The 20,852-nt window shown below is 63.1% G+C and carries 19 protein-coding genes; 13 read left to right on the top strand and 6 right to left on the bottom strand.

Features of this window, described 5'->3' with window-relative positions:
- Positions 1 to 121 precede the first annotated feature (121 nt).
- From ACE3QM_RS03850 to ACE3QM_RS03865, 4 genes are all read left to right on the top strand, one after another.
- The gene (locus ACE3QM_RS03850; protein WP_048409364.1) at positions 122 to 2,182 is read left to right on the top strand and encodes a carbon starvation CstA family protein; all 2,061 of its coding nucleotides are present in this window, start codon (positions 122 to 124) and stop codon (positions 2,180 to 2,182) included.
- Positions 2,182 to 2,370, top strand: coding sequence for a YbdD/YjiX family protein (locus tag ACE3QM_RS03855; RefSeq protein WP_053074331.1), 189 nt, complete (start codon positions 2,182 to 2,184; stop codon positions 2,368 to 2,370). Before ACE3QM_RS03850 ends, ACE3QM_RS03855 begins: the two co-directional genes overlap by 1 nt.
- Positions 2,371 to 2,596: 226 nt before the next feature.
- Positions 2,597 to 3,733: a hypothetical protein gene (locus tag ACE3QM_RS03860; RefSeq protein ID WP_374420356.1), complete on the top strand. Its 1,137-nt coding sequence runs from the start codon at positions 2,597 to 2,599 to the stop codon at positions 3,731 to 3,733.
- 182 nt (positions 3,734 to 3,915) lie between these two features.
- Complete coding sequence (locus ACE3QM_RS03865; protein ID WP_231461062.1) at positions 3,916 to 4,311, top strand: DUF2628 domain-containing protein; 396 nt, start codon at positions 3,916 to 3,918, stop codon at positions 4,309 to 4,311.
- Between the two features lie 72 nt (positions 4,312 to 4,383).
- On the opposite strand, the gene ACE3QM_RS03870 is transcribed toward ACE3QM_RS03865, so the two are convergent.
- Entirely contained in the window at positions 4,384 to 5,409 is a 1,026-nt protein-coding gene (locus tag ACE3QM_RS03870) for a YeiH family protein (protein WP_231461061.1), read from the bottom strand.
- A gap of 116 nt (positions 5,410 to 5,525) precedes the next feature.
- Here ACE3QM_RS03870 and ACE3QM_RS03875 point away from each other — a divergent pair, with 116 nt between their 5' ends.
- Positions 5,526 to 6,410, top strand: coding sequence for a LysR family transcriptional regulator (locus ACE3QM_RS03875; protein WP_374420359.1), 885 nt, complete (start codon positions 5,526 to 5,528; stop codon positions 6,408 to 6,410).
- A gap of 79 nt (positions 6,411 to 6,489) precedes the next feature.
- Here ACE3QM_RS03875 and ACE3QM_RS03880 read toward each other — a convergent pair whose 3' ends face one another.
- On the bottom strand, positions 6,490 to 8,562 hold the full coding sequence (locus ACE3QM_RS03880) for a hypothetical protein (RefSeq protein ID WP_374420362.1): 2,073 nt from the start codon (positions 8,560 to 8,562) through the stop codon (positions 6,490 to 6,492).
- 655 nt (positions 8,563 to 9,217) lie between these two features.
- On the opposite strand from ACE3QM_RS03880, the gene ACE3QM_RS03885 reads away from it, so the two are divergent.
- From ACE3QM_RS03885 to ACE3QM_RS03895, 3 genes are all read left to right on the top strand, one after another.
- Positions 9,218 to 9,796, top strand: a complete 579-nt coding sequence (locus ACE3QM_RS03885) for a glycoside hydrolase family 108 protein (protein ID WP_374420364.1) — start codon at positions 9,218 to 9,220, stop codon at positions 9,794 to 9,796.
- A complete protein-coding gene (locus ACE3QM_RS03890) occupies positions 9,781 to 10,260 on the top strand; it encodes a hypothetical protein (protein ID WP_048409369.1) in 480 nt (159 codons plus the stop codon). Before ACE3QM_RS03885 ends, ACE3QM_RS03890 begins: the two co-directional genes overlap by 16 nt.
- A 634-nt stretch (positions 10,261 to 10,894) precedes the next feature.
- Complete coding sequence (locus ACE3QM_RS03895) at positions 10,895 to 11,404, top strand: helix-turn-helix domain-containing protein (protein ID WP_197081428.1); 510 nt, start codon at positions 10,895 to 10,897, stop codon at positions 11,402 to 11,404.
- Positions 11,405 to 11,555: 151 nt separating this feature from the next.
- Here the strand turns inward: ACE3QM_RS03895 and ACE3QM_RS03900 are convergent, their stop codons facing one another.
- The 4 genes from ACE3QM_RS03900 to ACE3QM_RS03915 are packed head-to-tail and all read right to left on the bottom strand — an operon-like array spanning position 11,556 to position 15,391.
- Positions 11,556 to 13,184 (bottom strand): cation/acetate symporter, encoded by a 1,629-nt coding sequence (locus ACE3QM_RS03900; protein WP_374420367.1) that lies wholly within the window; start codon positions 13,182 to 13,184, stop codon positions 11,556 to 11,558.
- The gene (locus ACE3QM_RS03905; RefSeq protein ID WP_231461058.1) at positions 13,181 to 13,489 is read right to left on the bottom strand and encodes a DUF485 domain-containing protein; all 309 of its coding nucleotides are present in this window, start codon (positions 13,487 to 13,489) and stop codon (positions 13,181 to 13,183) included. The genes ACE3QM_RS03900 and ACE3QM_RS03905 overlap by 4 nt, the downstream gene beginning before the upstream one ends.
- 54 nt (positions 13,490 to 13,543) lie before the next feature.
- On the bottom strand, positions 13,544 to 15,211 hold the full coding sequence (paaN, locus tag ACE3QM_RS03910) for a phenylacetic acid degradation protein PaaN (protein ID WP_374420369.1): 1,668 nt from the start codon (positions 15,209 to 15,211) through the stop codon (positions 13,544 to 13,546).
- Positions 15,212 to 15,253: 42 nt separating this feature from the next.
- On the bottom strand, positions 15,254 to 15,391 hold the full coding sequence (locus ACE3QM_RS03915; RefSeq protein WP_231461056.1) for a hypothetical protein: 138 nt from the start codon (positions 15,389 to 15,391) through the stop codon (positions 15,254 to 15,256).
- 25 nt (positions 15,392 to 15,416) lie between these two features.
- On the opposite strand from ACE3QM_RS03915, the gene paaG reads away from it, so the two are divergent.
- The 5 genes from paaG (at position 15,417) to paaA (ending at position 20,841) form a co-directional block, all read left to right on the top strand.
- On the top strand, positions 15,417 to 16,214 hold the full coding sequence (gene paaG / locus ACE3QM_RS03920; RefSeq protein ID WP_374420371.1) for a 2-(1,2-epoxy-1,2-dihydrophenyl)acetyl-CoA isomerase PaaG: 798 nt from the start codon (positions 15,417 to 15,419) through the stop codon (positions 16,212 to 16,214).
- A gap of 1 nt (position 16,215) precedes the next feature.
- On the top strand, positions 16,216 to 17,730 hold the full coding sequence (locus ACE3QM_RS03925) for a 3-hydroxyacyl-CoA dehydrogenase (protein ID WP_374420374.1): 1,515 nt from the start codon (positions 16,216 to 16,218) through the stop codon (positions 17,728 to 17,730).
- A complete protein-coding gene (gene paaI, locus ACE3QM_RS03930) occupies positions 17,723 to 18,154 on the top strand; it encodes a hydroxyphenylacetyl-CoA thioesterase PaaI (protein WP_374420376.1) in 432 nt (143 codons plus the stop codon). The genes ACE3QM_RS03925 and paaI overlap by 8 nt, the downstream gene beginning before the upstream one ends.
- 269 nt (positions 18,155 to 18,423) lie before the next feature.
- Entirely contained in the window at positions 18,424 to 19,734 is a 1,311-nt protein-coding gene (paaK, locus tag ACE3QM_RS03935; RefSeq protein WP_374420378.1) for a phenylacetate--CoA ligase PaaK, read from the top strand.
- A 123-nt stretch (positions 19,735 to 19,857) separates the two neighbouring features.
- On the top strand, positions 19,858 to 20,841 hold the full coding sequence (gene paaA, locus ACE3QM_RS03940) for a 1,2-phenylacetyl-CoA epoxidase subunit PaaA (RefSeq protein WP_374420380.1): 984 nt from the start codon (positions 19,858 to 19,860) through the stop codon (positions 20,839 to 20,841).
- Positions 20,842 to 20,852: the final 11 nt, after the last annotated feature.

Here is a 20,852-nt window from a genome sequence, read left to right on the forward strand (position 1 = left end):
GGCTTGATCTTCCGGCGCTATCTATCCAGAATCGATCAGGCAAAAAAATCCGCGCGCGCAGGCCTTGGCCGGCGGGACGCGGGGAATTAAAAACGGGATAAAGAGAACAGGAACTTGGCATATGCAACAGATTAAAGAATGGGCCGCCTGGCTGGCCGTCGCGCTGGCGGGGGCGGCGGCCTTCGCCGTCGTGGCGCTGAACCGGGGCGAACCGGTCAACGCGGTGTGGCTGATCGTGGCGGCGGTGTCGGTCTACGCCATCGCCTATCGTTTCTATGGCCGCTTCATCGCCAACAAAGTGCTGGAGCTGGACGCGCGCCGATTGACGCCGGCGGAAAAGTACAATGACGGCCTGGATTATGTGCCCACCAATAAATGGGTGTTGTTCGGCCACCACTTCGCCGCCATCGCCGGCGCCGGCCCGTTGGTGGGCCCGGTGCTGGCCGCGCAGATGGGTTATCTGCCGGGCACGCTGTGGATCTTGGTCGGCGTGATGCTGGCCGGCGCGGTGCAGGACTTCCTGATCCTGTTCCTGTCGGTGCGCCGCGACGGCAAATCGCTGGGAGAGATCATTCGCACCGAACTGGGCGCCATCCCAGGCGTCATCGCCTCCATCGGCATCCTGATGATCATGGTGATCCTGCTGGCGGTGCTGGCGCTGGTGGTGGTCAAGGCGCTGACCGGCAGCCCGTGGGGCACTTTCACCATCGCCGCCACGATACCGATCGCGTTGTTCATGGGCATCTATACTCGCTTCATCCGTCCGGGCAAGATCGGTGAAATCTCGGTCATCGGCTTCATTCTGCTGATGCTGGCCATCGTCTACGGCGGCGACATCGCCAAGAGCGAAACCCTGGCGCCGCTGTTCACCCTGAGCGGCACCACGCTGGCCTGGACCTTGATCGGCTACGGTTTCATCGCCTCGGTGCTGCCGGTGTGGCTGCTGCTGGCTCCGCGCGACTATCTGTCCACCTTCCTGAAAATCGGCACCATCGTCGGCCTGGCCATCGGCATCGTGATCGTGGCGCCGAATCTGCACATGCCGGCGGTGACCAAGTTCGTCGACGGTAGCGGCCCGGTGTTCGCCGGCAATCTGTTCCCCTTCCTGTTCATCACCATCGCCTGCGGCGCGGTGTCCGGTTTTCATGCGCTGGTGTCTTCCGGCACCACGCCCAAGATGCTGGAAAACGAAACCCATGCCCGCGTGATCGGCTACGGCTCCATGTTGGTGGAAAGCTTCGTCGCCATCATGGCGCTGATCGCCGCCTGCGTGCTGGACCCGGGCGTCTACTTCGCGATGAACAGCCCGGCGGCGGTGATAGGCAAGACCGCGGAAGAAGCCGCCCAGGTGATTTCCAGCTGGGGTTTCGTCATCACGCCGGACATGCTGACCCAAATGGCCAAGGATGTGGGCGAGAGCACCATCCTGTCGCGCGCCGGCGGCGCGCCGACGCTGGCGGTGGGCATGGCCCACATCCTGTCCAATGTGATCGGCGGGCCGGGGATGATGGCCTTCTGGTATCACTTCGCCATCCTGTTCGAAGCCTTGTTCATCCTGACCACCATCGACGCCGGCACCCGCGTGCTGCGCTTCATGATCCAGGACCTGCTGGGCCTGGTGGTCAAACCGATGGCCAATACCGAATCCTGGACTGCCAACCTGGTGGCCACCGGGCTGGCGGTGGCCGGCTGGGGCTATTTCCTGTACCAGGGCGTGGTGGATCCGCTGGGCGGCATCAACACCTTGTGGCCGCTGTTCGGCATCGCCAACCAGATGCTGGCCGGCATCGCGCTGATCCTGGCCACGGCGGTACTGATCAAGATGCAGAAGACCCGCTACATCTGGGTCACCGCCGTGCCCACGCTGTGGTTGCTGGTGGTGACGCTGACCGCAGGCTGGCAGAAGCTGTTCCATGCCAGCCCCAAGATCAGCTTCCTGGCTCACGCCGACAAATTCTCCGCCGCCGCGGCCAAGGGCGAGGTGTTGGCGCCGGCCAAGAATATGGCGCAAATGCAGCAAATCATCTTCAATGATTATGTGGACGCCACTTTGACGGCGCTGTTCATGGCGGTGGTGATCGCCATGCTGGTGTTCTCCGTCAATGTGATCCGCAAATCGCTGGCGGTGAAATGGGCCACCGCCAAAGAGGTGCCGGCGGTATTCCGCCAGGAGGGCGCGTGATGGGAAAACTATGGGCGCAATGGGCGAAAACCGCCCGGCTGATGGTGGGGGTCAAGGATTACGACGCCTATGTCGCCAGCCGCCGCCGTTTCGATCCCAAGGCGGAAGTGATGAGCCGCGAGGCTTTCTTCCGCCGCTGCCAGGATGAGCGTTATGGCGGCAAGAGCATGAAAAAGTGTCCGTGCTGAGCATTGACGCTTAGTGATGGTTGAACGCCCGGCTTGGCCGGGCGTTTTTTATTGTCTGCGTGGTGGCATTTGCGCGTGGGAGGACTTTCCGATACTTCAATGCCAAATGAATTTTTATTCGTATTTAAAATTCATAATGATTTGTGTTTTAGGCGTTCTCGCTCCCTTTGGGGTATGCTGGACGCCTTTTCTCTGGCCCGCTTGCGCATGCGAGATGGGTGCCCTGATGGACGATATGAACGATTCCCCCTTTGCTACCCCGATTCTTGACCGTCTGCTGGCCGGCGGCGTGATTGACCAGGCGATCTACGATGCGGCGCGCGACAAGCTGCGCGAGCAGGGCGCCGAGCCCTTCTCCACCTTGGGCGGAGCCCTGGACTGGTTGGAAGAAGAGGAAGTGCTGAGCTTTGAGCAAATGATTGAAATCGAAGCCAAGGCGGATGCGGACGAAGGTTTCGCGTCCAATGCGGTGCGCAGGCAGGCGGTGGATGAATACAACCAGGATCTGGAGCTGGAGTTGGCGCTGCTCCAGCGACAGAAGGCGACGACATGGCGCGGAAAGCTGGCTTGGGGCTTGGGGAGCGCAGCCTTGCTCGGCGTGGCCGGCTGGTATTTTCTGACGCCGCCGCTGGTGCCGAGATGCGAAGCGTCTGTGGTGAAGAAAAGCATACGGGCTTCTTTGATGTCCGAGAAGTTGCACCAGATATCGTCCAAGCTCAGCGCGAGTGCGCCGGAAACCTTCAATCTGCGGAATCTCAAGTTGGAGCAGGTCAAGGAGCTGGGGTACATCAAGACGGAGCGCGCCCGTGGCTGCGTAGCGGTTCTGGTGGCGGATGAGCAGCAGCGCGCGCCCATCGCCTACGAGGTACAGGGAAAAGACGACGCTATCCATGTAAAGGGAAGCGATGAACGTGTGCTGCGCACACGTTATGCTCAGCTGGACGCGGATGGTATGTTGCCGGAGTTGGGCAAGCCTTTGGGCCGGTTGGGCGTGAGGCAGGCGCTGCAACAAGGCGTGCTCGATTTTCGCAAGCTGGGTGGGCCAGGTATCGACCCTTTGACCCGTGCGCTGGGGGCGTTGGGGAAGCCGGAATTTGCGCTCGGTGAAGTAGTGCCCTTGAGCGACTGCGTGCAAGGCGCAGGCGGCGTTTGGAACTGCAAGTTGATGGTCCAGTATCGCGACCCATTCATGACAATGATCGGCAAGAAGGGCCGTCTGTTATTGGAGGGCGAGTTCAGCTTTGTCCGGGACGGCAAAGGTTGGCGCCCGGCGGACAACTTCAAGAGGCAGTTCACGATGGCCTTGGTGGAAAGCCAGCAGAAGGTTATGCAGGGGCAGTCACGCGAGCAGGCATGGGAGTGATAGGGAGTGCGTTGGAAGAAGGCTGAACATGAGGCATGGTCGCAATGTAAGCCACTATCACCGCCCGAGCGCAAGCCGGGCGGTGTTGTTTTGGATCGGGACGGGTTCCGATCGCGATTTCATTGTCCTATTTTTGTGTGTGTTGCAAAATAATGTCATTATTGACCTCATTTTGAAAAACCATGTCAGAACCTTCCGTCCGCGCCGCTTACAGCGATAAATGGCAGCTGCGATTTGCCTTTTTCGATCAGCATGGCGCGCCGAACAGCGCCAGTTACAAGGTGGCCTTCAAGGCCTTGTCGTCTGGCGACCGCCTTAAGGTGCAGATGAATTTCATCGCTTTTTTCTTCTGGCCAATCTATTACCTGGTGCTGGGCTTGTGGAAGAGCATGCTGTCCTTGTTGGGCGTGGCGCTGCTGATCAATCTGGTCCTCGTGATGCTGGATGCGCCTGAGTCGATTAGCCGGGGGCTTGGTTTCGGCTTTAGCGCTCTGGCTGGCATGTCGGCGAACTACCTATACTATCAACAGGAGATCAAGGGATATAAGGGGTGGAACCCTTTCCGCGGCTTGTTCTAAGCCATGATGGCGGTTCAGTGAAAAAAACCGCCCGGCGCAAACCGGGCGGTTTTGTTTTTGCGTGAGCGGCGTTTAGTGCAGCAGATGGCTGACGCCGAAGTTGATCAGACCGCCGCCGACGATCAGCCAGCCGAACAGGATGGATGCCAGCAACATCGGTTTGGCGCCGGCCTGACGGATGGCGGAGAAGTGGGTGGTGATGCCCAGCGCGCCCATCGCGGCGGCCAGCAGCAGATTGTCCAGCGACACGATGGCGCTGACCCACGCGGCCGGCAGCAGATTGAAGGAGTTGAAGGCGGCAACGGCCAGGAAGGCGACGGCGAACCAGGGGATGGCGATGCGGCCCTTCTGCTGGTGGCTGCCGTGCGGCTTGGCGGCCAGCCAGCTGGACAGCGCGATCAGGAACGGCGCCAGCATCATCACCCGTATCATCTTGGTGATCACCGCGGTGGTCATCGCCGCCTCGCTGACCGATTTGCCGGCGGCAACCGCCTGCGCCACTTCATGGATGGTGGAGCCGGCGAACACGCCGTAGTGGAATTCCGAAATGCCCAGGTGGCTGAATAATTGATACAGCGCCGGCCACAGGAACATGGCCACGGTGCCGAACACCACCACGGTGGCGACGGCCACCGCCACTTTTTCCGCATGCGCCTTGATCACCGGCTCGGTGGCGAGAATCGCGGCCGCGCCGCAGATGGAGCTGCCGGCGCCGATCAGGATCACGCTCTGCTCATCCATGCCCAGGTATTTGCGGCCGATGCGGAAGGCCAGCAGAAAGGTGGAGCACAGCACCAGGGTGTCGATCAACACGCCGGCGAAGCCGACGGCGGCGATGTCCTGGAAGGTCAGCTTGAAGCCGAACAGGATGATGCCCAGGCGCAACAGCTTCTGTTTGGAGAACTGGATGCCGTGATGGCTGGTCTGGGCAACGAAACGGTAAACGCTGTTGCCGATCAGCATGCCGCCTATGATGGCGATGGTCAGCGCGGAGAAACCCAGGTGTTTCATCGCCGGCAGTTCCGCGGCGTACAAGGCCGCGATGGCGAGCGCAATGGCCAACGCCAGGCCCGGCAAGATTTGGCGAAGGTTTGTCATAAGTAAATGCCTGTTTGGTCTATGGCGGATGAGGCTAACGATACGCGTCTAGTTTTCAGTAGAGAAACGGATAAAATGGATATATATCAGTAGCAAAATCGATATAAGGAGAGGGCATGTCCTTGAAGCTGACCCTGCGCGAGCTGGAGGTCTTCGTCGCGGTGGCCGAATACGGCACGGTGACCCAGGCGGCCCAGCAGGTGGCGCTGACCCAGTCCGCCGCCAGCCAGGCGCTGGACAAGCTGGAAACCGGTCTCGATGTGCGCCTGTTCGACCGCATCGGCAAACGCCTGAGCCTGAACGAGCATGGCCGGCTGCTGTGGCCCAAGGCGCGGGCGATGCTGGACGCGGCCCAGGATATGCAGAGCCTGTTCAACGCCGGCGCGATGTCCTTGAAGATAGGTGCCAGCAGCACGGTGGCCAATTATCTGCTGCCGCAGCAGCTGGCGGCCTTCCGCGCCGCTTGGCCGTTGGCGCGGCTGGAACTGGACGTGGCCAATACCCGCGACATCGTCGACGCGGTGGCGGCGCTGCGGGTGGACTTCGGTTTCATCGAAGGGCCTTGCCATCACCCGGAACTGATCGCCCAACCCTGGCGTCAGGACGAGCTGGTGGTGTTCGCCGCCGCCGATCACCCGCTGGCGCGGGGCGAGGCGGCGCGCCAGGATTTGGCGCAAGCCGAGTGGATTCTGCGCGAAGCCGGCTCCGGCACGCGCGAGGAGGTGGACCGCCTGCTACTGCCGCATCTGGCCATGCTCAATGTCAGCATGGAGCTGGGTCACTCGGAAGCGATCAAGCACGCGGTGGCGGCAGGCCTGGGCGTCAGTTGCCTGTCGCGGCGAGTGGTGGCCGACCTGCTGCAGTCCGGCGCGGTGGCGGAAGTGCGCGCCGGCTTGCCGACGCTGACGCGCACGCTGTATCAGGTGCAGCACCGCGACAAGACGCTGACCCGCGGCATGGCGGCGTTCCAAAACATGACAATGGCGGCGCTGCTGGCATGAGCGCGTAAAGAGATGCGCCGCCGGCCAAGGCCGACGGCGCGGGGAGCGAACCCGAAAGCCGGGCCGCGCTCTATTGGACTTACGCGCGTGATTGCGTGATCGGGTCCAGGGTGGTGAACAGCTTCTGCGCCTCTGCGTTCAAGGCTTCTACGCCTGTGCCGCCGCGGCCATTGGCGGCCACCACCACGCCGGACACCGCGTTGACCGCGCTCATGAATGCGCCTTCCAGCCAGCCGCCCAAGTGGCTGTAGCTGTCGGAGGCGAGGAAGAAGCGGGTTGGCAGCGTCTCGTCCAGCGCATGGGTGTGGAAGCGGAAGCAGAAATTGCTGTGCTGGTGATCACCGGGCATGTCGATCTTGAAGCCGCCGGCGCTGCCGTGCGTGCTCCAGTCGAAGGACAGGCGGTTGGCCGGTTCCACTTTCTGCAAGATCTCATAGAACCACCAGGGCTGATAGCTGTTACTCCCTGCGGCTTTGACATTGTGATCGGCGCGGCTGATCAAGCGCTGGAACATTGGCTTGCCGTCATCGGCTTCGCCCGCGGCCGGGTTCAACGGCCATTCGCCAAAGTCGCGCTGCTGGCGAGTGGTGTCGTCATCCCAGGTATAACTCGCCAGGAAGCTGGAGTATTTATCCTCCATGCCAGCGATAGGGCTGGGCACGATGTAGCTGGCGGCCAAGCCGCCATCGGAGATCACGGCCTTGATCGGCTCATCATTAAAGGTGGGTAGGTCGCTTTCGTACTTATTATCGAAGGTGCCGAATACCTTGGCCGAGCGCGTCATGCGCAGCATGCTGACCGCGCTGATGGCGCGAGCGTTGAAGGCTTCTTGCCTATCGTCCAGCAGCAAGGGGGGGGCCACATTCTCCAACTCTTTGGTGTCCAAACCCAGCGCGTGGTCGCCAACGCGCCGTTTGCTTAGTGTGGGGCTGGCGCCGGCGCGGTTGATCAGCGGCAGTAATTGCTCATGCGGCAGCGCCAGGATCACATAGTCAAATTCATCGATGCTGAGCTCGGAACGGCCGTCAAGATAGTAGGCGATCGTTGCTGGCGTTCCAGTATGCCTTGGTTGATGCAGCACATCGCAAACGCGAGCTTGTTTCAAGGTCAAGCGCGTGCCCAGCTTGTCCTTCGCCTTGTGATAGAGGCCGGCGAGGAACTGGACATTCTCCGTCACCGGCAGGGTGTACTCATTGGAGTAGTCCCACAGGATCAAGCGCATCATTTCGACGATGGACTGAGAGAACAGCGATTTGAAACCGCCGGTGCCAAAGCCGAAGCGGCCGAACAACTCGAAGTAATAGTTGATACGCTCGCGCTCAGTGTTCAAGCCAGGCAAGTCGGGCAGCTCGGCGATATGGCTGGCGAGGATGGCGCGCACCGCCGCGCCCAGCGTCATGCCGTCATTGTCGATGGCGAATTGTTTCCAGTCTTGATCGATCCCGGCCAAGGTTTCAGTGCTGGTGTCTTTCGCTTTCAGCAGCGGGATGACGTCCAGCGGCGCGCGTTCACCGATCCACAATAAGGGTTCGACACCATTGCCTAATAGATAGCGAATCACCAGATCCTTGACCTGCCTGGTCGGAGCGTCTGGATTGGCCCAAGTTTCGCCCTTGTAACGCTCGACCTGATCACCGAATACGAATTCGGTGGCCACCTTGCCTGGATTGGGGAAGACCTTGACCTTGCCGTCGGAGCCGAACACATCCTGCGCGTACTGCCAGGTCAGGCCGGCAATTTCCGGGAAGCGCATCGCGCCGATTTCGTAAACGGTCTGGTCCTCGCCCTGCTCGCTCTTGGCCCGCGCGGCGAAGACGCGGCCGGCGCGCAGGCCCTCGATGTCGATATCGCGAGGATTCTGATGATGGACCACATGCTTGGCATCCGGCTCGAACACGGTGACGGAATGATTGCCTTCCAGCTTCGACAGCTCGTACAAGGTGGCAATGCCGGCCGCGCCCATGCCGACAATGGCGATCTTTAGGTTTTGGTTAAGTGGCAAGGTGCCGATGGCCTGTTGCCCTTCCACTATCCTCGGATACGCGATTTGCGCGGAATCGGGGTGGCGGTAATGCAGGCCGCTGTCGATCAAGTCGCCGATGGTGTCGGCCTGATCGGTGGAGGCCAGGTCGCGGATAACGGTAATCGCCATGAATAACTCCTGATTGAAGGTGGAAAACACGGCCGGTTGTCTTAGAACCTGTTCAAAGTCTGCTGCGCTTCGGCGATACGGCGTTGAAACCAAGCTCAAAATGCTCATGTACCACGTGTACATTCCGCTTTTTCGCTCGTTTTCGCCTTGTCTCGCCCTTGCTCGCGAGACTTTGAACAGGCTCTTAGGCGAGCCGGCCGCACTGCTGCGGTCAACGCGTGTGCGACGGGCTTGAGCGTCTGCTTCAGTAAACCCGCGCTGCTTCGATGGCCATGCTGGTTTGGTCGGAGCTTGGACGCGGCGGGCAATTGCCGTGCCTTTTCCTGATGGGGTCTTGCTCCGACTTAACCGTGTTCAAGGCATTGAATGCCTGCTCACGATGTATTCCGGGATGTCTGTGAACCAGTCTTTTTTCGATTCTCATTCAATAAGGCAGAGTGGTATTTATCGTGGATTGGTGTTTGCCGAGTTATTGATTGATTGCCGTTTCTCAAATCAATATCGGACTGACGGAAATATGAATCCATATGCCCTGGCCTGCTCATCGCTTTGAATGGCGGCAATTGTTTAGATTTGCGTCGCGGCCGACAAGGGAAAGTCCAATTTTGGATTTTGGCTTGTCAGCTTTGGGGCGCGCGCAGAGCATAGCGCTGCCATGCCGGTTTTATTGGCGGGCTTTGAGATTTCTTTGATGATTTATGTCGCCGGGTTTTTGAAGGGAGTCGTGGATATGTATTTTGAGCAGGCGCTGGAAAGGGTATTGAAACATGAGGGCGGGTATAGCCATCATCCGCAAGATCCGGGGGGAGAAACCCGCTGGGGAATTAGCGCTGCGGTGGCGCGGCGCCATGGTTATCGTGGTGCAATGCAGGATCTGGAGCTGGAATTGGCCAAGCGGATTTACCGGCAGGACTACTGGCAGCCGCTGGCCTGTGCCGAACTGCCGCCAGGTCTGGCTTTCCAATTGTTCGACGCGGGTGTCAATCATGGTCCGGGGACGGCGATGCGTGTGCTGCAACAATGCGCGGGCGTAGCCGTGGATGGATTATGGGGGCCGCTAACCCGCGCGGGGGTATTGGCTGAGCCGGCGTTTGAGCTGATGATCATGATGAATGTGGCGCGAATGGAGCGCTATATTGCGCTGCCCGGTTTTGTGCATTTTGGCCGCGGTTGGATAGCGCGACTGGTGCAGAATATGCGTTACGCGCGGGAGGATGCATGCTTGAATTATTAAGCACCGTGGCTCCGTGGATCGCTACCGCATTAAGCGGTCCCTTGCGACAATTGGCAATGGACGCCGCGAGCGATGCCTTGGGTTTGACGGAAAAAACCGATAAAGCCCTGAACAAGGCCTGCGCCAATTTGAATGCCGAGCAGATTCAATCAATGCGGCGTGCCGATCAGGAGTTTGCATTGAAATTGAAACAGCTGGGCTTTGAAAATCACCAACAATTAATCGGCAGCTTGCTGAGCGACAGAGAGGCCGCCCGTAAGCGTGAGATTTCAATACGAGATAAAACGCCGCGTAATCTGGCTTATATCTTGATCGGTGGGTCCATGGCGATAGGTGGTTTGCTGTTGTTTGGGGAGTTGAAATTGGATAGCACCTTGGCTGGGGTTGTGTTGGGCTATTTATTCAACGAATCCGGGGCGGCATCGGCCTATTATTTTGGCGAGCGCCGGCAGACGCGTGAATAGCGGGAAGCGATCTAAATACACCGAGTGAGGCGCTGTGTGGGATTGAGTATTCATCTTTAGTGCCTGCTCCATGTCTCGTTCTTGATCGCGGGGTCGTGAGCAGGCGTCTTGGGCACGGGTTTGGCGGCGCGGGAAGCGGGTCTCTGTCGTGCGGCAGGGACCGTCCACCGCGAAGCGGCTAAGAACCTGTTCAAAGTCAGCTGCGCTTCGTGAGGCGTAGCACGGTGAGTACGAGCTCAAAATGCTCATGTACCACGAGTACATTCCGCTTTTTCGCTCGTTTTCGCCTTGTCTCGCTCTTGCTCGCGAGACTTTGAACAGGCTCCCAGAGGTGGCAAGCAGTATTTTGCTGTATATATTTAATTTATGAAGTAAATTACGAAAATCCGGACCTTGACCAGTGAGGGAACGGTTGAGGGGCGCGAGCCTTGAAATAACACGCATTCATGGGCTTGCGCCATGGTTTGGGGGAGTGAAGAAAATGAGCTTGCTAGTTGCAGGCAGCAAGGCCTTGCTGCCTGGCTGTTGGAGAAAGCCGCCAGTAGAGGCTACCCAGTATCTATTGGCCCAAGTAAAAAAAAACGGGAAAGCCAAAACGGCTAAGCCGGGAGACAAAATCATCCATGTGGATTATGTGAAATTGATTGCGGTGGAGCGTGGCGCCTGGGAAACCTGTTTGGGCGAGTCGATGATAGAGTCGCATGTTCCCGGCGGCAGAATCATCGGCCTGGACAATTACTTTGCGACCAGCCCCATGCCGGTCACGGTATGGCATAAGGCCTTGGTGCCCTCGCTGTACTACGAATGCAGCCAGCAGCAATTGGCGAGTTTTCGCGCCGATGCCGATTTCCTGCGCGCAGGGGCCGAGTACCTGACCTGGGTTTATCAATGCGCGATCAGCGCGCGGCATATGCTGACGTCCAATAATGCCTACGGCAAGGTCCGCTTCGCCATCGAATGGCTGTCCTCGGCGGCGGATGCGTATCGGCAAAGCTATACCCTGGTGTCCTTCATCTGCAGCCGCACCAATCTGTCGCGCTCACGAGTGCTGGATATCCTGAAGGAGCTGAAGCAGGGCGGCTATATCGAGGTCGATAACGGCTATTTCGTCCGGCTGTGCCGGGACTTGCCGGATGGTTATTAGTGTTGCCACGGAAGCGGCTCAAAGCCGCGCGGGCAAGCGGGGCAAGGCGAAAACCGCCGAGCAGGCGCAAGTGCGAGGAGGTCATGAGCGTTTCGCCGCCTGACTCGGCGCATGCTTGCGCCCAGCGCCGCGGATATCGCGCCGGCTCCGCTCAGCGCCGGCCATCGCCGGCCCCCAGGCCGGTCAGCGCGCGGATGTATTGCGCCGGGAAGCGGCTGCGTTCCAGCCTTCCCCGAGCGCTACGGTCGCAGACCGAAAACAGCCAGGCGCAGGCGAAAGCCGCGCTCATTGAAAACAAGGCCGGATTGGCGTAGGGGAAGACCGGCCGTGGATGGCCGAGAATATCCACCCATACCGCCGGTCCCAGCGCCAGCAGCGCGATGGCGGTCACCAGACCGGCCAGGCTGCCGGCCACAGCGCCGAGGGTGGTGAGCCGGGACCAGAACATCGCCAGGAACAGCACCGGGAAATTCACCGAAGCGGCAATCGCCAGCACCAGGCCGGACAGGAAAGCGATGTTCTGGCGTTCGAACAGCAGGCCCAGCAGGATGGCCAGCACGCCTATCGCCAGCGTCGCCAGCCGCGACACCCGCATTTCCTCGGCGCTGTCCGCCTTGCCCCGGCGCAGCGTGACGGCGTAAAGATCGTGCGACACCGCCGATGCGGCGGACAGCGCCAAGCCGGCGACCACGGCGAGAATGGTGGCGAAGGCCACCGCCGAGACCAGGCCGAGGAATAAATTGCCGCCCACGGCCTGGGCCAGGTGTATCGCCACCATATTGGCGCCGCCGGCGATGCCGCCGTCGCTGTTGCGGTAGCCGGCGTCGCCGCCGACGATGACGATGGCGCCGAAGCCCACCAGGATCAGCAGCAGGTAGAAATAGCCGATGAAGCCGGTGGCGTAGAACACCGATTGACGGGCGGCGCGAGCGTCGGCCACGGTGAAGAAGCGCATCAGCACATGGGGCAGGCCGGCGGTGCCGAACATCATGCCCAGGCCCAGCGAGAGCGCGTCCACCGGATTGGACACCAGGCCGCCGGGCGCGAGGATGGCCGCGCCGCGCATCTGCGCCGCCGCCGCGAACATCGCCTCGCTGCTGTAGCCGAAACGGCGCCAGACCATGAAGGCCATGAAGCTGGTGGCGGACAGCAGCAGCACCGCCTTGACGATCTGCACCCAGGTGGTGGCCAGCATGCCGCCGAACATCACGTACAAGACCATCAGCACGCCGACGATGACCACGGCGCTCAGATAGCTGGCGCCGAACAGCAGTTCTATCAGCTTGCCGGCGCCCACCATTTGCGCCACCAGGTAGAGCAGCGCCACCGTCAGCGTGCCGCAGGCGGCGCTGATGCGCACCGGGGTCTGGCTCAGGCGGTAGGACACCACGTCGGCGAAGGTGAAGCGGCCCAGATTGCGCAGCCGCTCGGCGATCAGGAACATGATGATGGGCCAGCCGGCCAGCACGCCCAAAGCATAGATCAGGCCGTCGTAGCCCTTGCTGAACATCATCGCCGAGATGCCGAGGAAGGACGCGGCGGAGATCATGTCGCCGGCGATGGCCAGGCCGTTTTGCAGCGGGCTGACGCCGCCGCCTGCGGTGTAGAAGTCGGCGGCGGAGCGAGTGCGGCGCGCGGCCCAGGCGGTGATGGCCAGGGTCAGCGCCACGAACAGCAGGAACATCAGGATGGCGTTCCAGTTCAATGGCCGTTGCGCGCCGTTGTCCGCGAGGACGGGGGCGGCCAGCGCCAAGAGCGCGATGGCGCAGCGCGCCCTCATGGCCGGCACTCCCGCAGCAGCTGCGCGTTCAGCGGATCCAGGTGTTTGTTCGCCTGGCGCACGTAAACGCCGGTCAGCGCCAGCGCGGCCAGGATGATGGCCACGCCCACCGGCATGCCCCAGGGCGTGGCGCCGGCGCCCATCGGCCGGGCCAGCCACTGCGGCGTGAACGCCAGCGCCAGGATGAAGCCGTAATACAGCGCCAGCATGACGGCGCTCAGCCCCCAGCCCAGCCGCGCCTTGCGCCGGGCCAGTTGTTGAAAGGCGGGATGGTTCAGAATCGCTTGCTGCTGTTGCGGCGTCATGGCGCGGCTCCTTGCGATGGCGGGCGGTGCCCCGGCGGTGGCCGGGGCCGGGCCTCAGGCGAAACGGCGGGTCTGCGTCACACGGAAGCGGTTGGCGACAAAGGCGCTGTCGCTCAGGCTGGCGTTGGCCGCCGGATTGCCGCCGCTGCCGTGGAAGTCGCTGAAGGCGGCGGACTGATTGACCATCACCGTGCCGGTGAAATTGAGCGCCAGGGACACATAGGCGTGTTCCGCCACGTTTTGCGCCAGCTGTTGCAGCTGCGGATCGGTGCTGTACACCGACAAGGTCAGCGCGCCATGGCGGCGCACCGTGTCTTCCACCTGGCGCAGCGCGGCGGCGCTGTCCGGCGCCTGGATCAGAAAGCCGATAGGGCCGAAGTGCTCCTGCTGGTAAATGGCGCGGTCTTCCAGCGTCAGCTGGCGCAGCAAGGGCGTGCGCACTTCCGCTTCCGGATAAGCCGGGTGAATCAGGCGCTGGCTGTCCAGCATCGGTTGGCCCAGCTGCTGCGCCGCCTCCAGCCTGTGTAGCACATCCGGGTTCTGGATCGCGCCCAGCAGCTCCACCGCCTTGGCCGGCTCGGCGCACAGCGCTTCCAGCGCCGCGCACAGCCCGGCCGCCGTTTGCTGATAGGACAGCATGCCGTCCGGGGTGCGGATGCCGTTGGCGGGTATGAAGATGTTTTGCGGCGCGGTGCACATCTGGCCGCTGTACAAGGCCAGCGATAGCGCGATATTGCGGCACAGGCCGGGAAAATCATCGGTGGAATCCAGCACGATGCAATTGACGCCGGCCTTTTCGGCATAGACCTGGGCATGGCGGCAATGGCTCTCCAGCCACTCGCCGTGCGCGCTGCTGCCGGTGAAATCTATCAGCTTCACCTCCTGCCGTTCCGCCAGTTGCCGGGCCAGCGGCTCGCCGTGCTGGTTCGCCGCCAGCAACACCGTGTTGGGGTCGAAGCCGGCTTCGGCCAGCACTTCGCGGGCGATGCGCACCGTCAAGGCCAGCGGCAGCACCGCGCCCGGATGCGGTTTGACGATGATGCTGTTGCCGGTGGCCAGGCTGGCGAACAAGCCTGGATAGCCATTCCAGGTGGGGAAGGTGCTGCAGCCAATCACCAGCCCGATGCCGCGCGGGGTGATTTTCCAACTTTTCTCCAGCACCAACGGTTCATGCTTGCCCTGCGGCTTGCTCCAGCGGCAGTGCGCCGGAATGGCCGACATCTCGCTCCAGGCGTAGGCCACCGCCTCCAGCGCCCGGTCCTGCGCGTGCGGACCGCCAGCCTGGAACGCCATCATGAAGGCCTGGCCGGTGGTGTGCATCACCGCATGGGCGATTTCAAAGCTGCGCCGGTTCAGGCGCTGGATGATTTCCAGGCAGACACCCACCCAGGCATGCGGGCCGGCTTGGCACCACGATTGCAGTGCCGCGGCGGAGGCGTTCAGCAAGGCATCGGCGTCGTGACGCGGGTAGCGGATGCGCAGCGCGCCGCGATAGGGGGAGCGCTCGCTGCCCACCCAGCCCTGGCTGGGCGGCAGGCCATCCAACTGGAAATCTTGTTGCAATAAAGCCTCAAACGCGGTCAGCCCATCGGCCGGCGCGCTTTCGCCATAGCTCTTGGGGCTGGGCATTTCCGGATGCGGCGACCAGTACTGGCGCTCGCGCAAGGCCTGCAAGGCCTGATCCAGGGTGGCTTGATGTTGCAGGAACAGAGGGTGGGACATGGGCGTTCTCCTCGAGCGGAGGGTGAGGGGAGCCGGCCTGTTTCATGCCGCAGCGGCGGGCCGGACCATGGCAGCGACGGTGTTGGTCGCGCTGTCGTTGATGCAGGTCAGCTTATAATTGATTTTCCGGTCGGTCAATGATAGCGTTTGCCACAGTAGCGGTTTGGCCTGCATCACCATGGCCGCATCCCAAAAAGGGGCAAGCATGCAGACAGCGGAAACAAGCATCGAATTGAAACTGGAAGCCGGCGTGGCAACCTTGACGCTGAACCGGCCGGAGCGTCTGAACAGCTTCAATCCGGCCATGCATCGGGCGCTGGCGGCGGAACTGGACCGCCTGCGCGACGATGCTGAGGTCCGGGTGCTGGTGTTGACCGGCGCCGGCCGCGCGTTCTGTGCCGGCCAGGACCTGAGCGACCGGGCGGTGACGCCCGGCCAGCAGGCGGCGGATCTGGGTGAATCGATTGAGCGTTATTACGCGCCGCTGGTGCGGCGGCTGCGCGACATGCCCAAGCCGGTGATCGCCGCGGTCAACGGCGTGGCGGCCGGCGCCGGCGCGAACATCGCCTTGGCTTGCGATCTGGTGATCGCCGCACGCTCGGCGCGCTTCGTGCAGGCCTTCAGCAAGATAGGCCTGCTACCGGATTCCGGCGGCAGCTACTGGCTGCCGCGTTTGTTGGGGCAGGCGCGCGCCTTGGGGCTGGCGCTGCTGGCCGAACCCCTGTCGGCCGAACAGGCGGCGCAATGGGGGCTGATCTGGCGCTGCGTCGACGATGCGGTGTTCCCGGCCGAGGTCCAGCGATTGGCCGCGGAGCTGGCCGCCGGGCCGACGCTGGCCTATGCGCGCATCAAGCAGGCCTTGCAGGCGGCGGAGCGCAACAGCCTGGAACAGCAACTGCTGCTGGAGCGCGACTTGCAGCGTGAACTGGGTTGCAGCGCCGATTACCGCGAAGGCGTCGCCGCCTTCCTCGCCAAGCGCCAGCCGCAATTTCAGGGGCAATGACATGACGCTGACACGAGACAGTCGCGTGGCGGTGATGGGCGCCGGCGCGATGGGGCGCGGCATCGCCGCGGTGGCGGCGGCGGCAGGGCATCAAGTGTATCTCTACGATCAGGACGCGGCGGCAGCCGCCGCCGCGCCGGATGCGATCGCCGCCGACTGGGCCGGCCTGGTGCGGGCCGGCAAGTGGACGCCGGAACGGCTGGACGCCGCGCGCCGCCGGCTGCGGCCGGTGGCGCAGTTGTCCGAACTGGCCGACGCGGCCTTGGCGATCGAGGCCATTGTCGAGCGGCTGGACGCCAAGCAGGAGCTGTTGCGGCGGCTGGAGGAGGTGCTGCCGGCCGAGACGGTGCTGGCTTCCAATACCTCGTCCCTGTCGATCACCGCGCTGGCGGCTGGCTTGCGCCATCCGCAGCGGATGCTGGGCCTGCATTTCTTCAATCCGGCCACGCGGATGAAGCTGGTGGAAGTGGTGAGCGGGTTGTCGACCGCGCCGTTATTGGCGGACAGCCTGTGCGCGCTGATGCGCGACTGGGGCAAGACGCCGGTGGCGACCGCGTCCACGCCCGGCTTCATCGTCAACCGGGTGGCAAGGCCGTTCTACGCCGAAGCATTGCGGCTGCTGCAGGAGCGCGCTTGCGCGCCGGCGACGCTGGACGCCTTGCTGCGCGAGGCCGGCGGCTTCGCGCTGGGGCCGCTGGAGCTGATGGACCTGATCGGCCACGACGTGAATTTCGCGGTCACGCAGTCGGTATATCAGGCGATGCAGCAAGACTCGCGCTTCCGGCCATCGCCGTTGCAGCAGGAACTGCTGGCGGCAGGCAGGCTGGGCCGCAAGAGCGGCCATGGTTTCTACGATTACAGCCAGGCTAAGCCAACACCGGAGGCCGCACCGCCGCAAGAGCCGCCCGCCGCCGTGCGCGTGCGCGGCGGGCTGGGCGTGGCCGAACCCCTGCTGGCGCGGCTGCAGGCCGGCGGCGTGCGCGTGGAGCGCAATCCGGGGCCGGCGCAAGGCTGGCTGGAATGGGAGAGTTTGCGGCTGGCGCTGTCGGATGGCCGCAGCGCGACCCGCCGCGCGGCCGACAGCGGCCACGCCGGCTGGGCGGTATTCGATCTGGCTTTGGATTACGCCAACGTGCGGTGGTTGGCACTGGCGGTGGCGGACCAGGCCGCGCCGGAAGTGGCTGCGCGGGCGGAGGGCGTGTTGCAGGCGGCCGGCCTGCTGGCGTCGCGGATGGATGACGCCGCCGGCATGGCGGTGCTGCGCACCGTGGCGATGCTGGCGAACGAGGCGGCCGACGCGGTGGGGCAGGGCGTGGCCACGGCGGACAGCGTGGACCTGGCCATGCGTTTGGGCACTGCTTATCCCTGCGGGCCGCTGGCCTGGGCGGACCGCCTCGGCAACGATTTCGTCGCGCAGACGCTGGATGCCCTGTGTGCGCATTACGGCGACGAACGCTACCGGGTATCGCCCTTGCTGCGGCGGCTGGCCTTGTCCGGAGGGTGCTTCCATGACTGAGTACGAGCTTGCCTGCCGCCAGGCCGAGCAAAGCGCGTTGGCGCTGCTGAGCCGCGACCGCGCATCGGCCAGCCTGGGCATGGAGCTTTTGGACGTGGGGCCGGGCCGCGCGCGGCTGTGCATGCGGGTGCGCGACGATATGCTGAACGGCTTTCTGCTGTGTCACGGCGGGCTGCTGTGCGCGCTGGCGGACACCGCCTTCGCCATCGCCTGCAATTCCTGGGGGCCGCAGGCCGTCGGCGCCGCCATCAGCATGGATTATCTGCGGCCGGCGCGCGGCGGCGACTGCGTGACCGCTACGGCCGAATGCCTGCACCAAGGCGGGCGGCAAGGCCTTTACGAAGTGAGGCTGAGCAATCAGCGCGACGAAACCCTGGCCTTGCTGCGCGGCCGCTCGCACCGGATTGGCGCGCGCGCCGAGTGAGGCGGGACACCGCCTCGGATGATTAAGCAAGAGGAGGTTCGGACAAGGTATTGGATCAGCCGGCAAGAGTGGCTAGCAAGAGCCAGTTTTACGGCCGAGGCAGGTCGGCACAATGCCGTATCAGGAGCGTTGTCAGCCGCGCAGAGTGGCTAACAAAACTCAGTTTTACGGCCGAGGCAAGTCGGCGCAACGCAGCATCAGGAGTTTTGTCCGCCGCTCTAAACAGGAAATGGCCGCAGAGCCAGCCCCTATCACACAGGAGAAGCACCATGCCCGCCCCCCGCCCGTCGTCCAGCGAACTGGACGCGATGGAAACCGCCAGCCGCGATGAGTTGTCCGCCTTGCAACTGCGGCGCTTGCGCTGGTCTTTGCAGCATACCTACGACAATGTCGGCCACTTCCGCGCCAAGTGCGAACAGCGCGAGGTCCATCCCGAGCAGTTGCGGCGGCTGGAGGATTTGTCCCGTTTTCCCTTCACCAGCAAGGCGGATTTGCGCGACAACTACCCGTTCGGTCTGTTCGCGGTGCCGCGCGAGCAGGTGGCGCGCATCCACGCCAGCAGCGGCACCACCGGCCAGCCCACGGTGGTGGGCTATACCCGCGGCGATATCGATGCCTGGGCCACGGTGGTGGCGCGCTCCATCCGCGCCGCCGGCGGCCGTCGCGGCAGCATGGTGCACATCGCTTACGGCTATGGGCTGTTCACCGGCGGCCTGGGCGCGCATTACGGCGCCGAACGCCTGGGCTGCACCGTGGTGCCGATGTCCGGCGGCCAGACCGAGCGCCAGGTGCAGCTGATCCAGGATTTCCGCCCTGACATCATCATGGTCACGCCGTCCTATATGCTGAATATTCTCGATGAAATGGAACGGCGGGGCATGGACGCCGCGCTTTCCTCGCTGCAGGTCGGCATCTTCGGCGCCGAGCCGTGGACCGGACTGATGCGGCAGGAGATCGAGCGCCGCGCCGGCATCGACGCGGTGGACATCTACGGCCTGTCCGAGGTGATGGGGCCGGGCGTGGCCAGCGAGTGCGTGGAAAGCAAGGACGGCCCGGTAATCTGGGAGGATTTCTTCTACCCGGAAATCATCGATCCGCACAGCGGCGAGGTGCTGCCGGATGGCGAGGAGGGCGAATTGGTGCTGACCTCGCTGACCAAGGAAGCGATGCCGGTGATCCGCTACCGCACTCGCGACCTGACCCGGCTGCTGCCGCCCAGCAGCCGCTCGATGCGGCGCATCGGCAAGATCGTCGGCCGTTCCGACGATATGTTGATCATCCGCGGCGTCAATGTGTTTCCCACCCAGATCGAAGAGTTGATCCTGCAGCAGCCAGGCTTGGCGCCGCACTTCTATCTGGAGGTGAGCAAGGACGGCCATCTGGATCGACTGGTGGTCTATGTCGAGCGCGAACCCAGCGGGCCGGCGCGCGACGATGCCAAACAGCTGGCGGCGTGGCAGTTGCAGCACGGGATCAAGAGCCATGTCGGCGTGACGACCACAGTGCAGGTGGTGGAGCCGATGGCGATAGAGCGTTCGGTGGGCAAGGCGCGGCGGGTGGTGGACAAGCGCCCGCGCTGACAACTTCGCCGCATGGGTCGCATTTTCGCTTGTTACTTTATCGAACGGTCGGTAAATTAATTGGGAGTTGTCACCGCATGCCGGGCGGCGAGGCCTGGCGGCGTTCATCAAGGAGGAGGGGCGATGTATACCCAAGCATTGGATCAGCCGGACATCAGCGCGCCGACAGCGGCGCCATCGCCGCGGCAGCAGGCGTTCGACGCCAAGCTGGACGCCGATGAAAAGATCGAAGCGCGCGACTGGATGCCGGAAGCTTACCGCAAGACCCTGCTGCGGCAGATTTCGCAGCACGCGCATTCCGAAATCGTCGGCATGCAGCCGGAGGGCAACTGGATCACGCGCGCGCCCACGCTCAAGCGCAAGGCCATTCTGCTGGCCAAGGTGCAGGACGAGGGCGGCCACGGCCTTTATCTGTACGCGGCGGCGGAAACGCTGGGCGCTTCGCGCGACGAGATGGTGGCGGCGCTGCTGTCCGGCCAGGCCAAGTATTCCAGCATCTTCAACTATCCGACGCTGTGCTGGGCCGATATCGGCACCATAGGCTGGTTGGTGGACGGCGCGGCGATCATGAACCAGATTCCGCTGTGCCGCTGCTCCTATGGTCCGTATGCCCGCGCGATGGTGCGCATCTGCAAGGAAGAGAGCTTTCACCAGCGCCAGGGTTACGACCTGCTGCTGGCGATGATGGGCGGCAGCGAGGCGCAGCGCGCCATGGTGCAGCGTTCGGTGAATCGCTGGTGGTGGCCGGTGCTGATGATGTTCGGCCCGCCGGACCGGGATTCGGTGCATAGCGCCAGCAGCATGCAATGGGGCATCAAGCGCATTTCCAATGACGATCTGCGGCAGAAGTTCGTCGACGCCATTGTGCAGCAGGCCGAAGTGTTGGGCGTCAGCCTGCCGGACCCGGCGCTGGCCTGGAACGCGGAGCGCGGGCATTACGATTTCGGCGAGCCGGACTGGGAGGAGTTCAAGCGAGTGCTGGCCGGCGACGGTCCCTGCAACCGCGAACGCATGGCCGCGCGTCAGCGCGCGCATGAAGAGGGCGGCTGGGTGCGCGCCGCCGCCCGCGCCCACGCCGATAAGCAGGCGGCGCGCGCCGCCGCCTGACCAGGAGCTCG

The organism is Chromobacterium sp. (genome assembly GCF_041912965.1).
In the GTDB taxonomy this organism is placed as follows: Bacteria; Pseudomonadota; Gammaproteobacteria; order Burkholderiales; family Chromobacteriaceae; genus Chromobacterium; species Chromobacterium aquaticum.

Coding starts and splice junctions, on each gene's coding strand:
- ACE3QM_RS03850 (WP_048409364.1), top strand. CDS start 122: ATGCAACAGATTAAAGAATGGGCCGCCTGGCTGGCCGTCGCGCTGGCG.
- ACE3QM_RS03855 (WP_053074331.1), top strand. CDS start 2,182: ATGGGAAAACTATGGGCGCAATGGGCGAAAACCGCCCGGCTGATGGTG.
- ACE3QM_RS03860 (WP_374420356.1), top strand. CDS start 2,597: ATGGACGATATGAACGATTCCCCCTTTGCTACCCCGATTCTTGACCGT.
- ACE3QM_RS03865 (WP_231461062.1), top strand. CDS start 3,916: ATGTCAGAACCTTCCGTCCGCGCCGCTTACAGCGATAAATGGCAGCTG.
- ACE3QM_RS03870 (WP_231461061.1), bottom strand. CDS start 5,409: ATGACAAACCTTCGCCAAATCTTGCCGGGCCTGGCGTTGGCCATTGCG.
- ACE3QM_RS03875 (WP_374420359.1), top strand. CDS start 5,526: ATGTCCTTGAAGCTGACCCTGCGCGAGCTGGAGGTCTTCGTCGCGGTG.
- ACE3QM_RS03880 (WP_374420362.1), bottom strand. CDS start 8,562: ATGGCGATTACCGTTATCCGCGACCTGGCCTCCACCGATCAGGCCGAC.
- ACE3QM_RS03885 (WP_374420364.1), top strand. CDS start 9,218: ATGCCGGTTTTATTGGCGGGCTTTGAGATTTCTTTGATGATTTATGTC.
- ACE3QM_RS03890 (WP_048409369.1), top strand. CDS start 9,781: ATGCTTGAATTATTAAGCACCGTGGCTCCGTGGATCGCTACCGCATTA.
- ACE3QM_RS03900 (WP_374420367.1), bottom strand. CDS start 13,184: ATGAGGGCGCGCTGCGCCATCGCGCTCTTGGCGCTGGCCGCCCCCGTC.
- ACE3QM_RS03905 (WP_231461058.1), bottom strand. CDS start 13,489: ATGACGCCGCAACAGCAGCAAGCGATTCTGAACCATCCCGCCTTTCAA.
- paaN (WP_374420369.1), bottom strand. CDS start 15,211: ATGTCCCACCCTCTGTTCCTGCAACATCAAGCCACCCTGGATCAGGCC.
- ACE3QM_RS03915 (WP_231461056.1), bottom strand. CDS start 15,391: ATGGTGATGCAGGCCAAACCGCTACTGTGGCAAACGCTATCATTGACC.
- paaG (WP_374420371.1), top strand. CDS start 15,417: ATGCAGACAGCGGAAACAAGCATCGAATTGAAACTGGAAGCCGGCGTG.
- ACE3QM_RS03925 (WP_374420374.1), top strand. CDS start 16,216: ATGACGCTGACACGAGACAGTCGCGTGGCGGTGATGGGCGCCGGCGCG.
- paaI (WP_374420376.1), top strand. CDS start 17,723: ATGACTGAGTACGAGCTTGCCTGCCGCCAGGCCGAGCAAAGCGCGTTG.
- paaK (WP_374420378.1), top strand. CDS start 18,424: ATGCCCGCCCCCCGCCCGTCGTCCAGCGAACTGGACGCGATGGAAACC.
- paaA (WP_374420380.1), top strand. CDS start 19,858: ATGTATACCCAAGCATTGGATCAGCCGGACATCAGCGCGCCGACAGCG.